At 43.0% G+C, this 14737-nt stretch carries 13 protein-coding genes and 1 riboswitch; of the genes, 6 read left to right on the forward strand and 7 right to left on the reverse strand.

From position 1 onward, the window contains the following. Positions 1–24 precede the first annotated feature (24 nt). A complete protein-coding gene (gene cmoM / locus F0251_RS07370; RefSeq protein ID WP_105057382.1) occupies positions 25–810 on the reverse strand; it encodes a tRNA uridine 5-oxyacetic acid(34) methyltransferase CmoM in 786 nt (261 codons plus the stop codon). Positions 811–925: 115 nt separating this feature from the next. On the opposite strand from cmoM, the gene elyC reads away from it, so the two are divergent. Further along, positions 926–1780: an envelope biogenesis factor ElyC gene (elyC, locus tag F0251_RS07375; RefSeq protein WP_171730695.1), complete on the forward strand. Its 855-nt coding sequence runs from the start codon at positions 926–928 to the stop codon at positions 1778–1780. Positions 1781–1885: 105 nt separating this feature from the next. Here elyC and torR read toward each other — a convergent pair whose 3' ends face one another. Beyond that, positions 1886–2599: a two-component system response regulator TorR gene (gene torR / locus F0251_RS07380; RefSeq protein WP_008220067.1), complete on the reverse strand. Its 714-nt coding sequence runs from the start codon at positions 2597–2599 to the stop codon at positions 1886–1888. A 255-nt stretch (positions 2600–2854) separates the two neighbouring features. Here torR and torD point away from each other — a divergent pair, with 255 nt between their 5' ends. From torD to F0251_RS07395, 3 genes are all read left to right on the forward strand, one after another. Continuing rightward, the gene (torD, locus tag F0251_RS07385; protein ID WP_171730696.1) at positions 2855–3502 is read left to right on the forward strand and encodes a molecular chaperone TorD; all 648 of its coding nucleotides are present in this window, start codon (positions 2855–2857) and stop codon (positions 3500–3502) included. Between the two features lie 316 nt (positions 3503–3818). Beyond that, the gene (purR, locus tag F0251_RS07390) at positions 3819–4823 is read left to right on the forward strand and encodes an HTH-type transcriptional repressor PurR (protein WP_061034224.1); all 1005 of its coding nucleotides are present in this window, start codon (positions 3819–3821) and stop codon (positions 4821–4823) included. A 170-nt stretch (positions 4824–4993) separates the two neighbouring features. Next, positions 4994–5079, forward strand: a riboswitch (cyclic di-GMP riboswitch). Positions 5080–5206: 127 nt separating this feature from the next. Then, the gene (locus F0251_RS07395) at positions 5207–5797 is read left to right on the forward strand and encodes a TfoX/Sxy family DNA transformation protein (protein WP_081090386.1); all 591 of its coding nucleotides are present in this window, start codon (positions 5207–5209) and stop codon (positions 5795–5797) included. Between the two features lie 102 nt (positions 5798–5899). On the opposite strand, the gene F0251_RS07400 is transcribed toward F0251_RS07395, so the two are convergent. Next, positions 5900–6259: a DUF3316 domain-containing protein gene (locus tag F0251_RS07400; protein WP_061034222.1), complete on the reverse strand. Its 360-nt coding sequence runs from the start codon at positions 6257–6259 to the stop codon at positions 5900–5902. A 379-nt stretch (positions 6260–6638) separates the two neighbouring features. On the opposite strand from F0251_RS07400, the gene F0251_RS07405 reads away from it, so the two are divergent. Together F0251_RS07405 and F0251_RS07410 are read left to right on the forward strand one after the other, a co-directional pair. Next, entirely contained in the window at positions 6639–7319 is a 681-nt protein-coding gene (locus F0251_RS07405; protein WP_061034221.1) for a TVP38/TMEM64 family protein, read from the forward strand. 29 nt (positions 7320–7348) lie between these two features. Continuing rightward, on the forward strand, positions 7349–7666 hold the full coding sequence (locus tag F0251_RS07410; RefSeq protein ID WP_061034220.1) for a DUF2007 domain-containing protein: 318 nt from the start codon (positions 7349–7351) through the stop codon (positions 7664–7666). A gap of 122 nt (positions 7667–7788) precedes the next feature. Here F0251_RS07410 and F0251_RS07415 read toward each other — a convergent pair whose 3' ends face one another. The 4 genes from F0251_RS07415 to topA all read right to left on the reverse strand — a co-directional run bounded on the left by F0251_RS07415 (position 7789) and on the right by topA (position 14702). Next, positions 7789–8586: an alpha/beta fold hydrolase gene (locus F0251_RS07415; RefSeq protein ID WP_008220088.1), complete on the reverse strand. Its 798-nt coding sequence runs from the start codon at positions 8584–8586 to the stop codon at positions 7789–7791. A gap of 287 nt (positions 8587–8873) precedes the next feature. Beyond that, entirely contained in the window at positions 8874–10328 is a 1455-nt protein-coding gene (gene glgA / locus F0251_RS07420) for a glycogen synthase GlgA (RefSeq protein WP_061034218.1), read from the reverse strand. After that, positions 10318–11547: a glucose-1-phosphate adenylyltransferase gene (glgC, locus tag F0251_RS07425; RefSeq protein ID WP_081090385.1), complete on the reverse strand. Its 1230-nt coding sequence runs from the start codon at positions 11545–11547 to the stop codon at positions 10318–10320. The genes glgA and glgC overlap by 11 nt, the downstream gene beginning before the upstream one ends. Before the next feature lie 524 nt (positions 11548–12071). Then, complete coding sequence (topA, locus tag F0251_RS07430) at positions 12072–14702, reverse strand: type I DNA topoisomerase (RefSeq protein ID WP_171730697.1); 2631 nt, start codon at positions 14700–14702, stop codon at positions 12072–12074. Positions 14703–14737: the final 35 nt, after the last annotated feature.

Consider the following 14737-nt stretch of genomic DNA (forward strand, 5'->3'; position numbering starts at 1 on the left):
TTTCTTTTACCACATTCATCACTGTTATTGCGCAGGTTTTTGAGCCCAAACGTGAATATAACGGCCTAGTGACAGATATGGCTCTTGGCGACATAGCTGTTTTTCTAGTTCCAATACATCTTCAAATTGGTAATCGCCCATGTACTCCATATTACCTATGTAGTCACTGAAGGAGCGAATGCCTGATTTACCACAGATTTCTAGACCAGCGTCTTCTATCCATTGATAAACCTCTTCTGGCTTCAAGCCTTTTTGTGGTTGCAGCTTAAACCGTTTTCGATGTGGCATCCCATTCAATACATGAGGAATGTTGCCACAAATCACATTTTTCAGGACTAATCCGTGGTGGTTGTAAAACATTATCGAGGCAATACCACCCGGTTTGACTTGTTCAAGTAGCAAATCAAGTGCTTCTTTAGGATCGGCTAGCCACTCCATAACGGCGTGAAACATCACAAAGTCGACTTTATCGTCGAGATGCTCTGCCACTTTTTGTACCGGAGAATGGATAAACTGATATTGCTCTAACAGCCCTGCTTCGGTGATCCCTTCTTGAGCCAGTTTTAGCATCTCAGAAGAGAGATCACATAGAGAAACCTTATGACCAAGTGCCGCAATTTTTTGCGACATCTGTGCCAATCCGCCTCCGGCATCAAGCACATGCAGTGGAAAAGTAGAATCTTCAAACTTGCTCAAAGCTTGTTCTAAATCTTCCCATACGATGATCTGACGGATCTCTCCTTTGTCAGAGCCGTAAATATTTTTTGCAAATTTGTGGGCAATATCGTCGAAATTACGGTCTTCAGTCACGGCTACTTGAGTTATTATGTCCTATCGTGCCTGCTATTCTGTCACAGGAATTTCAGGAATAAAGAGGCGATGTCTCTTTTTACTACTAAGTGATGTTTTTTCGGACTATTCGGATATGTTTGAGCTGAAAAAAGTAGTGTCTTCATTACTGATGCCACTACCAGCAATGTTAATTCTCGCATTTCTGGGCTTAGCCCTAGTGATGTTTACTACTAAAAGAAAGACTGGTTGCTTAATTACCCTCTCAGCCCTCTGTGGTATTTTCCTAATCGCTTTCCAGCCAGTTTCTAGTCAACTATTAATACCAATGGAAAGGCAGCACACTGCATTTTTACCTGTCGACGAAACCGTCGATTACGTGATGGTTCTTGGTAGCGGCCACGTCGTTGATGACCAGATCCCACCAACATCTGAACTGAGTCGCACAGGCTTGATGCGTTTGAGTGAAGGTATTCGCATTTTACGCCTCTACCCGGGCGCTAAACTGATTCTTTCTGGCTACGGCGCTGGTACAGAAGTCAGCAACGCACGAATGATGGCTAAGGTAGCCCTAGCACTCGGTGTGGCAAAGCCTGATATCATTCTGCTGGAAACAGCCAAAGACACTTGGGAAGAAGCCCGCCAAGCCGCTGCGTTCGTTAAGAATAAAAGAATGGTGTTGGTGACTTCAGCAAGCCATATGACACGTGCTCTCAACGAATTTAACGCGGCTGGTATGAAACCATTACCGGCACCGACCAACTACCTAGCACAAGAAGGTATTGTTGAGCCTTGGAATAAGTACATGCCTAAGGCGATTTATCTTGAACAGACAGAGCGTTACTGGCATGAGACCATGGGGTTGGTTTGGCAAAGCCTACGTGACTGGCTAGACACCAGCAGTGATATTGCAGAAGAGCCAGTCGTCGTGCCTGAAGCTTCGAGCCTAGCTGAAGATGAGAATGTCGTTTCGGCAGCTCAGCCTCAATAAGCAGTCTACATAAAAGACTGAGTCATAAAAAAGCCGAGACATCACTGATGATGTCTCGGCTTTTTAATATTTACTATTCTAGCGGACTAACATGTCCCGCAAGACTTAGTCACCAGCGAACATGTAACCTTCACCATGGACCGTCACAAAGATTTGTGGATTCTTAGGGTCGAATTCCATTTTTGCACGCATGCGTCGAATCAGTACGTCGATAGTACGATCATTTGGCGCGTCTACTCGGTGGCTGATCATATTAAGAATACGTTCACGGCTTAATACCTGGTTAGGGTAAGAAGACAACGCAACCAATAATTCATATTCAGCTTTCGTCAGTTTTACTGGTTCACCGTTTTTGCTTAACGCACGACGAGGGATATCAAATGTCCACTCACCAAAACGAACCACTGATTCATCTTCAGATTCTTCAACCGCACCTGCTGCTGTTTTACGAGCGGCAGAAATACGCCAAAGTAGGTTTTTAACTCGAACCAGTAACTCGCGAAGTTCGAAGGGTTTAGTAACGTAATCGTCAGCGCCCATTTCAAGGCCAACAATTTTGTCGATGCTATCCGTGCGTCCAGTAACTAAAATAATTCCAATGTCTGATTGACTGCGTAATTCGCGAGTTAGCATCAATCCATCTTCGCCTGGTAAGTTGATGTCCAGCATAATGAGGTCAACGTTGTTTTCTTCTAACACGTTTCTCATTTGAGCGCCGCTTTCTGCTTCGCTTACTGTGTACCCTTCGTTCTGGAAATAACCAACCAGTTTACTACGGGTCACCACATCATCTTCTACGACTAATACGTGATAGCTCATCTACACCACTTTTCTTATTTAATAGTTTCGGTGACTATTCTATTCATAACTAGTAACAATTCTAGTGGTACTGTAGATAAATGCCAGAAACATGGATTTTTTTTGATACAAGACAATCTTAAACCTTGCTATTTGTCGTCTGGCACAATTCAATATAGGCATTACTACTAACGAGTAACTTTGCATTTCGCAAATAACCTCGTCATCAGCCTTGGTGTGTAAAAAACACCACAAGACTAAATCAGGATTTACGTAATGAAAGATACGAAAGCGTTCAATGAGCAAAGAGCAGAAATTTACTGGTGGTTATCAAGCTTATTCGCCAAAGAGCTCACTCAAGATGAACTTGACCACTACCACTCTGTTGAAATTCGTTCTTTCTTAACTGGTTTAGGCGAAAATGAAACACTCAAACCTGCGATTGATAGCTTAGTTGATGCACTAAACCGCTTACAAACACGTGAAGATGCACAACTGGAACTGGCTGCTGACTTTTGTGACCTATTCCTAAAGACAGACAAGCATGGTGCCCTTCCCTACGCTTCGATGTACATCGGTGAAACTGGGCTATTAAACGATAAGCCAGCAAAAGAGATGGAAGAGATCATGGCTAAGCACAACTTAGTGGTTAACCAAGATCTAAAAGAACCAGCAGACCACATCGCTATTGAACTCGACTTCCTAGGTAACCTAATCATTCGCTCTAATGAAACAGAATCAGAGGAAGAGTTAGAAAAGTCATTCGAAGTTCAACAGCAGTTTATTGAGCAACAGCTACTCACTTGGATTCCAAAGTTCAAGGTTAAGTGTCATGAGGTTGATGAGTTCGGTTTCTATGCATCAATATCATCGCTGCTACTGGCATTCTGTCAATTAGACACTCAATATTTGGCTGGTGAATAGCTTATTAGATGACTAGGTAAATAAATTCAGTAGAATGTGACAATTCACCCGGATTTCTGGGTGAATTTTATTGCGAGTATTTTCTAGTCAGTCTAAAATTGTGACCGCAAACGATAAAATATGAAACATTCACGAAATGCTATGCTTATTAAGTTTCAGAGCATTTCGGTGTTAAGACAAGCCGCTCAATAGCGGTTTTTTGTTTTTTAACACTTTAGTACCCAAAGAGCCCTACACGTTTAAGCTCTTAGTTAGGTAGCTTAACGGCTACTTCATTCCGTACTTTGGGGAAAGTAGCTTCTAATAGGATAAAACCATGGCCACTATAAAAGATGTCGCTCGCTTAGCCGGCGTATCAACAACAACCGTTTCTCACGTAATCAACAAAACCCGTTTTGTTGCAGAAGCGACTCAAGAAAAAGTAAATAAAGCGGTAGACGAATTAAACTATGCACCAAGTGCTGTTGCTCGTAGTTTGAAGTGTAATTCAACACGAACCATCGGCATGCTAGTGACTCAATCAACCAACCTATTCTTCTCAGAAGTTATCGATGGTGTTGAGAGCTACTGCTACCGTCAAGGTTACACTTTGATCCTGTGTAACACGGGTGGTATCTATGAGAAGCAACGTGACTACATTCGAATGCTTGCAGAGAAACGTGTAGATGGCATCTTGGTTATGTGTTCAGACCTAACTGAAGAACTGAGAGAGATGTTAGACCGTCACGCTGACATCCCTAAAGTAGTCATGGACTGGGGCCCGGAGAGTTCTCAAGCAGATAAGATCATCGATAACTCTGAAGAAGGTGGCTACCTAGCGACTAAATACCTAATCGACCGCGGTCACTCAAAGATTGCTTGTTTAAGTGGCCACTTAGACAAAGCGGCGTGTGTGGAGCGTATCGCTGGTTACAAGCGCGCTTTGGAAGAAGCTAACATTACTGCAAATGACGACATGATCATCGAAGGTAACTTTGAGTGTGATACTGCCGTTCTAGCCGCTGACAAAATTGTTGAGATGGAAGATCGCCCGACAGCTGTATTCTGCTTCAACGATACCATGGCACTAGGCTTGATGAGCCGCCTACAGCAGAAAGGCATCCGTATCCCTGAAGATATCTCTATCATTGGCTACGATAACATCGAACTGGCTGAGTACTTCTCTCCACCATTGACTACCGTTCACCAACCGAAGCGCCGTGTCGGTAAGAACGCCTTCGAAATTCTGCTTGAGCGTATTAAAGACAAAGACCATGAAAAACGCGTCTTCGAAATGCACCCAGAAATTGTTGAACGTAGTACAGTTAAAACGTTAAATTAACTGATAAATTGAGTTTATTTTCATCAAGCGCACCTTTGGGTGCGTTTTTTTTATCAGCAACTAAAATAAACCTAGTTTCATATAATAAAGATCATTAATTGAAGCAATATCACACTTTGAAATAACAAGTGTGAGCCTCATTCAACAAAAACTTTATTCTATTCAATCAGTCACGCACAGGGCAAATCACTTGAAAAGGTGAGACGCAAAGCTTCCGGCCTAAACCACTCGTTGGTATGGTAGCGGGGTTACCGATGGCAAAATGCAGTAACTACTAATAATTTAGTAATTTACGGCTTATTGACAATGTAATTGCAACATTTTGCTAATCTCTCGGACCTGCTTATTTGGTGGCGTAGTTCAAATACACCGAGATAAATAACATGGATAAACCGATACTAAAGGACTCAATGAAGTTATTTGAGCCCCTAGGAAAAATAAAATCACGCTCAATGTTTGGTGGATTCGGTCTTTTTGCTGATGACACTATGTTTGCTCTGGTTGTTAATGACCAGTTGCACATACGAGCAGACAAAGGCACAACAAAACAGTTCGAGCAACAAGGGTTTCAACCGTACGTCTACAAAAAGCGTGGTTTCCCTGTCGTAACTAAATATTTCGCTCTACCCGAAGGCTTATGGCAAGACCAAGAGAAAATCTTGCAGCTTGCGACTACGTCTCTGGGCTTTGCAAAAGAAGAGAAAGCTGAACAGTCCGCTGCTAAGCCAACTCGACTCAAAGACCTCCCGAATCTTCGACTCGCCACCGAGCGCATGTTGAAGAAAGCTGGAATTGATTCCGTAGAACGTTTATATGAATCTGGCTCTGTAAACGCATTTAATGCCATCAAGGATTCTCATGCGTCCTCCGTCAGTATTGAACTGCTTTGGGCACTAGAGGGGGCGATCAATGGCACCCATTGGTCGGTTATCCCGCAGCAACGTCGTGAAGAGCTTATCAGTCGCGTCAATTAACATTTTCAGTACACCTTTTTATACAACTAAGCCGCATTTCTGCGGCTTTTTTTTCGATTCTGAATGTTAGATAGTCTGCGGCCTTAATGCTCTATCAATACCCTAAAAGGATGGGCGATAATTATACTTAAAGTCTACTTTGACCATGGGAACGAAGTTAATCTCTCCAGAAGAATTCATTATCTCTTTAACTTTAATGCTCCCGTTTCTAATTTCAAACGAACGCACGTCTACCTTTTCCGATGCTTGAGGTAGGATTTTGCTAAGCTCATATGAGCCTTTGCCGTTTATATCCATCCAGATTTGTTTTCCAGATTCGTAAGCCTGTGATTGACTCGCCACTACATCCCCTTTAAAGATTTTAGATTCTACAGCGGCTCTATGATAGATACCCGAACCCATAGCTTGGAAAGAGAGAAGGCCTGTTGTAGCGATAACCGTTATCATTGATAATAATTTCATAGCTAGCTCCTTAGTTGTCTGCCTGAATAATTATCTAAAACAATCTTCATGCCTCGATTGTTACGTATATAGAACGAGCCAAGACCAAAACTCTTTCAACTTTTTGTCACTTTTTACGTGGTACAAATTATTACGATTGAAATAATTTAGGCAAAACAAGTCTCTAGTAGAGCGCTACCACCTTCTGATAAACGATTATTTTTCCCACATCTATCTATAGGTTGTTACTTATTAACACAAGGCTAACTAATTGGGTTAGCGGTTCAAACCTAATTCATCACCTAGACTAAATAGTTTTTTATTATCTTATGAAAGTTAATCTATGCTTTGCCTGTCTATCTATACTAATGGTATGCATTGAAAATTTGAGGAAGTATCAATGAGTAAGAAAATGATATTGGGTATTGTATTGGTCGTAACGATCGTTTTATTAGGCATTAATTTTGGCCAATACCTCACGCTCGAAAACGCCAAAGCACAGCAAGCGGTGCTAAACGACTACATTGAAAGTAACTTTATTGCCGCCGCGGCGACGTACTTTATCGCATATGTATTGATCACCGCCTTCTCCATCCCGGGAGCAGCCGTTGTTACACTACTTGGTGCTGCGCTGTTTGGCTTCTGGAATAGTTTGTTATTGGTATCTTTCGCCAGTGCAATAGGCGCAACTCTTGCCTTTTTGAGTAGCCGTTACCTACTGCGAGACTGGATTCAAACTAAGTTTGGCGACAAACTCACTACGATTAATAAAGGCGTTGAAAAAGACGGCGCATTTTACTTGTTTTCTTTGCGACTTATCCCAGTGTTTCCGTTTTTCCTTATCAACCTGCTGATGGGCTTAACACCCATGTCGGTGACTCGCTACTATGTAACAAGCCAAATCGGCATGTTGCCTGGTACTGCAGTCTTCTTGAATGCTGGTACCCAACTCGCAGAAATTGATTCGCTTTCAGGCATCGTTTCACCTTCTGTACTATTGTCATTTGCATTATTGGGGGTGTTCCCAATTATCGCTAAATGGTTGATGAGCAAGTTTCGTTCAGCACCGGTTGCGGAATAATAATTGTGGCCGGATAAGGTTCTATATCAATGAAAATCTTCAGTGCATCAAATCCGACAGAGGCACATATCATCTGCGGACTCCTAGAAAGTGAGAATATTGCCTGTGAAGTCCGTGGTGAGGGTTTGTTTGGTTTGAAAGGGGAAATCCCGTTCACAGAAGAAACTGACCCATACGTATGGCTATATGAGCCAGAAATGGCCACTAAGGCGCGTGCTATTGTCAATGACTACCAAAAACAGCAAGATTCTATCATCTATGAAGAGTGGCGCTGCAGTGAATGTCATGAAGTGAACGAAGCACAATTTGGTTCTTGTTGGCAATGCGGAGCTAACTCTCCTGAGTAGACGAGCTTAATGAGGTCTTAGCCGCTTCATCTGATTCATCCTCAAAACAAAAACGGGAAGCTACAAATAGCTTCCCGTTTTTATTTCAATTCTATTATGAGTTCAAATGACCGACTTAGAAATCACTGGATTTGCTTTTGGATAAACTCGATAGAGTGCTGGTTGAATTCTTCAGGGTTTTCAACATTACACACATGACCACAGTTAGCAATTTCGACCAGTTCACTTGACTCGTGCGCCTCAACCATTTCTTTAACGGGCTTGATAAACATGTAGTCACGCTCTCCCATCAGATAAAGGGTTGGTATCGGTAACTCCCTATCTTTGAAATATTTCATTAAGGGGTTCACATCAGCCGTTAATATAAACCAACGTTTAAACTCTTTTTGACACAGCTTTTTGGCTTCACGAATAAACAGGTGACGAGACTCTTTTTGGCTTTTTTGTGGCATCACTATGTAAGCAAAAAGGCTATAAAGCCACATGTAAGGAATGATGTGTTTGCTTAGATTTCCTAGCTTAACCAATACTTGCGAACGGGTGTTGAGTTTAGTTACCGCACCACCTAATACCATTGAACGCACACGCCCTGCCGCTAACTCCGCAACATTACGGACAATAATGGTTCCTAACGACATACCAACGAAGTGTGCGGAGCGGATTTTAAGGTGGTCTAATACTTTAAGAATATCAAGCGTGACAGCTTTGAATGTATAACGGTTTGATATCAGCTCTTTAAGTATGTTGTCTGATTTACCATGCCCTCTCAGGTCGATGAGGAGCAGGTTGAAATGCTGTTTATACGCCTTGATCTGCTTGAACCAAATAGAGGAGCTACCTCCGGCACCATGCACAAATACCACCCACTCATCGCTAGTAGGGTGAGTAAATGTTTTATGAAATAATAAACTTTCAGACATACCTATCGCTTTAATTATAAAAATGGAGCTAGGCCTCATCACAAGGCGATGACTAAGGATATCACGCTATTAAGAAGATTAGGTGATAATAGTGTCAAACCTATCATTAGCACCATGAATACTTCACTTCCTTTTCTACCTGACTTAAATGAGTTTGCAAGCTTTGTCTTTCTAAACGTGATGTACTCAGACCAGATAGCAAAAGGCGCCCTGTTGTCAGAGCGCCTTAATTTAATAAGGTTTTTAACCATTTGATGTTAGTGCCTGCTAAAAATCTAAACAGGCGACTAGATGGCTGAGTGATACATCGTTAAATACTCTTTCGCCGCATCTTCCCAGCTAAAGTCTTGTTGCATCGCATAAAGCTGAACACGCTTAATTTCAGACGGGTTTTGTGCATAGAGTAACAATGAGCGGTGTAGCACGGCCAACAAAGCTTGCGGAGTCGGCTCTTCAAAAGCAAAGCCGGTCGCCACCTCTGGCTCCTCGTCATAATCATTAACACTGTCTTTTAAACCACCGACAGAGCGAACGATTGGTAAGGTGCCATAAGCCATACTGTAGATCTGGTTTAAACCACAAGGTTCAAATTCAGAAGGCATCAAGAAAAAGTCAGAACCGGCTTCAACTAAGTGAGCTAACTCATTGTTGTATGCCTCTACAAATGAGAATTTTTCTGAATGCAGTGCCGATAACTCTTTCAATTGGCTCGCTAAAACAGGGTCACCCGTACCTACAATCACAATCTGAAGATCGTTCTTCAAGAATTGTTCAATGATAGGCAGCAAGTAGTGAACACCTTTCTGGTTCGTTAGACGACAAACCATCCCGTACACGGCACAATCGATAACCGGCAAGCCGACGTCTTGTTGCAGTTTCTGCTTACACGCTGACTTTCCACGCGCCATGCTGTGTTTGGTCGCTTTGTATTTACGAGGAAGGAATGCATCCGTTTCCGGATTCCAAGCACCGTAGTCACAACCATTTAAGATTCCGACTAAGTCTGAAGCTCTACGTTGAAATTCTGCCGCCATGCCATGACTACCAAGCTCTGTTTTTAGCTCTTGTGCATACGTAGGGCTTACTGCGTTGACTTTATCAGCGCACAAGACACCAGCTTTTAGCATCGTCACGTGCGTATCACTGACCGCAGCTTCCGGAACATTACGACTGTGCATTTCAGGAAGACATTGCAGCTCATCGTATGAGAATACGCCTTTGAACACCGCGTTGTGGATTGAAATAACACTGCGCGTGTTCTCAAAGAATTCATGCTGTTGGTAGCGAGATTTAAGCAAGAAAGGAACAAAGCCTGTATGCCAATCGTTCGCGTGAATAATATCTGGTTGGAAACCAAGCTTAGGAAGCATATCCAAACATGCTGCACTGAAGAACGAAAAGCGCTCGCCATTATCAGCATAAGCCTGATTATTTTCAGCGTACATTTCTGGACGGTCGAAGTATTTAGCACATTCAATACCAAACACTTGTACCCCTTCAACGCTTAACTTCTTAACTTGATAAGCCGTATGAGGCCAATGATCGAGCTCTGTTGCTAGAACAACTTCTGCAGAATCAATATTTGGAATGTTGCGGTAAGCGGGGATGGTCACTCGAACGTCCTGTTCGAGTGTTTGTAACGCTTTAGGCAGTGCCTTGGCTACATCAGCCAAGCCACCGCTTTTAATCAAGCCTTCAACTTCAGACGCTACAAAAAGTACCGAGAGAGTCTTAGTAACCAACTCGTGCTCCTTTAGGGATTACTACTACACCATCGTCAGAGACGTGGTAATGCTTTTTGTCTTCTTTCAGGTTTACACCAATCTGTGTACCCGGTGCGATGTCTGCATCTTTATCGACGATAACACGACGAAGTACACAGCCCTCGCCCACTTTTACGTCGCCCAATAAGATACTCTCACTGATATCACACGCTGATGCGATGTTGCTGCGGAAGCCAAGTACACACTTCTCGATACGAGAACCACGAACATAACTACCGTTACACACTAAGCTATCGATGATTTGAACACGACCATTAGCCGAGTCTGTAAACGTCGCAGGTGGTAATGGTGGGTAGTAAGTGTGTAGTGGCCACTTGCGGTTGTATAGTGAGAATGGTGCATCTTTCTCAAGAAGGTCCATGTGAGCTTGCCAGTACGCGTCAATCGTACCTACATCGCGCCAGTAAACTTCTTCTTTCTCACCTGTAATGCGGTTAGTACTGAAATCGTAAACAAACACGTCACCACGCGGGAACATATTTGGAATGATATCTTTACCGAAGTCATGAGTTGAATCTTCTTTATCCGCATCTTCAACCAGCTCTGCAAAAAGCTCATTTGCTTCAAATACGTAGTTACCCATAGAAACCAATGCAGAATCAGGGTCACCTGGAATTGGTTTAGGGTTAGCAGGCTTCTCTTCAAAGCCGACCATACGGCCTTCAGCATCAACCTCAATGACACCAAACTCAGACGCTTCTGCAAGAGGCATACGCAGTGCTGATACCGTTAGTGCCGCTTTCTTCTCTTTGTGGAAATCAAGCATCTGCTTAATATCCATTTTGTAGATGTGGTCAGAACCAAAGATACAAACTTGGTCCGGTTCTTCTAGCTGCATAAAGCGAAGGTTTTGATAGATCGCATCTGCAGTGCCTTCATACCAACGCTTACCTGTGCGCATTTGAGCAGGAATTGGGTCGATAAAACGATCTGTTATACCACTGATATTCCAACCTTTTTTCATGTGGTGGAACAGTGACTGTGACTTGAACTGCGTTAATACATAGATCTTCATTAGATCCGCGTTAACGAAGTTATTTAAAGCGAAATCAATTAAGCGGTAACTACCACCGAAAGGAACCGAGGGTTTGCTGCGCGATTCAGTTAAAGGTCTTAAACGAGAGCCTTCACCACCAGCAAGAATCATTCCCAATACACCAGCCATTTTATTCTCCATATATTTATAGCTTGTCGATGTCAGTGCTCGTAGAGGTATCTTCCTCTGGGGGATGAGCACTAACAATGTTTTCGGTACTTAGCGAATATCCATTCACATACAGTGACAGTATCCTAAGCCAAACGTTGTTATGTGTGCACTATTCTTTGCACTTGGTTTTATATACGTTATCGACTTTCCTGCCGATTTCAATTTTTAATACGCCATTCTGTGCTATGTAAACTGATTGCTTTCCTAAGACTTAAAGCAGCTCACATTACACCGTCTGGGCGAAACATTACATTAACACTCGACACACATCGGGTATACAACTAAATGCTGATCTGTGAGTTACAATATTCTAATTAAGTTACACATTCGTTACAGTTACATAAGATAGTGTGATTAATCTCTTAATTTATTTTACCCTGTGAATTTAATAAATAATTACAACTAAGACTCAATTTCAACGAGTTGCATAATTAGTCATATATGAGTCGAAAAAAAGCAGCCTATTGGCTGCTTTTTATATCAATAACGTTCAGTTACTTTTCTTTGGGCTTTTTACGTTTATCCGTTACTTCCCATTTACCGTCAATGTACAAGGCGGTCCAACCAGAAGGCTTACCATCCACTTCTGTACGAACGTAGTTCTCTTTTGTCTTACGACTAAAACGAACCACTGTCGGCTTACCGTCTGGATCAGCAACTGGTGCTGTAGTCAGGTATTGGAACTTCGGTGAAATACGGTCTTTAAAGCGAACTAACTCTTCCACTAAAGGAGCACGAGTTTCGCGTGATTTAGGGAAGTTACTTGCTGCCATGAATAGACCAGAAGCACCATCACGAAGCACAAAGTACGCATCTGAATTTTCACATGGAAGTTCAGGGAAATGTACTGGGTCTTCTTTTGGTGGCGCAACTTCGCCGTTTTTCAAAATTTTACGAGTGTTCTTACAATCTTCACTCGTACAATCCATGTACTTACCGAAACGACCATTCTTCAGAACCATATCTGAGCCACACTTGTCACACTCAACAAGCGGACCATCATAGCCTTTTACTTTGAATTCGCCGTGTTCAACCACGTAACCTTCACAGTTCGGGTTATTACCACATACGTGCATCTTACGCTTATCATCAATCAGATAAGCATCCATTGCCGTTTCACAAATTGGGCAACGCTTTTTAGCACGAAGGGCAGCTGTTTCAACATCTTCTTCAAGAACGTTGATAATACCTTCTTCATCACCAAGGTTAATCGTTGTCTTACAACGCTCTTTTGGTGGAAGTGCATAACCAGAACACCCTAAGAATACGCCTGTCGAAGCAGTACGAATACCCATATTACGGCCACAAGTTGGACACTCGATATCAGTTTCTACGATGTGGTTTGGCTTCATGCCGCCTGCACCTTCATCAAGATCCGCTTTTTCCAGATCACCGGTAAAATCTTTGAAGAAATTATCTAGCACGCCTTTCCAGCTTGCTTCACCTTCAGCGATTTGGTCTAACTTCTGCTCCATACGAGCCGTAAAGTCGTAGTTCATTAGGTCATTGAAGCTACCGTCTAAACGGTCGGTAACAATCTCACCCATCTTCTCAGCATAAAAACGGCGCTGTTCAACTTTCACGTAACCACGATCTTGAATAGTAGAGATGATCGACGCGTATGTTGAAGGACGACCGATACCACGTTTCTCAAGCTCTTTAACAAGCGCCGCTTCAGTGAAACGAGCCGGTGGCTTAGTAAAGTGTTGCTTAGGATCCAATGCAACGAGATCCAGCTTATCGCCAATTTGTACGGCTGGCAGAATCGTATCTTCGTTTTTACCCATCGGACGTTGAACACGAGTCCAACCGTCAAATTTAAGGATGCGACCTTTCGCTTTTAATGTGTACTCTTCAGCTTTCACGCTTACTGTTGTTGAGTCGTACTGCGCAGGCGTCATTTGACACGCTACGAATTGATTCCAGATCAGTGAGTAAAGCTTGTGTGCGTCTGCGTCTACGCCGTTTAAGTCTTCTGACTTAACATCAACGCTTGAAGGACGGATCGCTTCGTGAGCCTCTTGAGCGCCCTCTTTGCTACCGTATACTAGCGCTTTAGGTGGCAGGTACTCTGCACCAAACTCAGAACCGATGTATTCACGAGCTGCTTCTACCGCTTCTGAACTCAAGTTAGTTGAGTCAGTACGCATATAAGTAATGTAGCCCGCTTCGTATAGGCGTTGAGCCAACATCATGGTTTTCTTTACGCCGTAACCAAGACGGGTACTCGCAGCCTGTTGAAGCGTTGAAGTAATGTACGGTGCAGACGGCTTACTCTTCGTCGGGCGGTCTTCACGTTTACATACTTCGTATTGTGCTTTCTCAAGAACACTCAATGCAGCTTGCGTTTGCGCTTCGTTTTCAGGTTTAAACGCAACACCGTCTTTCTGAGCTACTTGAAGTCTAAAATCTGTTTTTTCTGCTGTTTTGGTATCAGCATGCACATCCCAAAACTCTTCCGGAATAAAGGCGTTGATCTCGCGCTCACGCTCAACAAGAAGCTTTACAGCAACTGATTGAACACGGCCAGCGGATAGGCCTCGTGCTACTTTCTTCCAAAGCAGAGGTGACACCATAAAGCCAACAACACGGTCCATAAAACGTCGTGCTTGCTGTGCGTTTACGCCATCGATGTTTAGCTCACCTGGAGTTTCAAAAGCTTGTTGAATTGCGTTCTTGGTGATTTCGTTAAACACCACTCGCTTGTATCGCGTTTCATCGCCACCGATGATCTCACGAAGGTGCCATGCGATAGCTTCTCCTTCGCGGTCCAAATCGGTTGCGAGATAAACATGGTCTGCGTTCTCAGCCAGTTTTTGCAGTTCAGCAACAACTTTTTCTTTACCCGGTAATACTTGGTAATTTGCTTCCCACTCTTTATACGGGTTAATACCCATCTTTTTGATAAGAGCTTTGCGATCTTTTTCTTTCTTGATACGAGCTTTTTCTTCTGGGCTCATACCCTTTGTTGAAACTGCAGCAGCCTTTTTACCAGTACTTTGACCTGCCGTTGGTAAGTCACGTACGTGACCTACACTCGACTTAACGACAAAGTCTTTGCCAAGGTATTTATTGATAGTTTTAGCCTTGGCCGGCGACTCCACTATAACGAGCGATTTACCCATATTGACTCTAACGTCCTTAATCACGATGCTTTAGC

Source organism: Vibrio sp. 070316B, assembly GCF_013114115.1.
Classification (GTDB): Bacteria; Pseudomonadota; Gammaproteobacteria; order Enterobacterales; family Vibrionaceae; genus Vibrio; species Vibrio chagasii_B.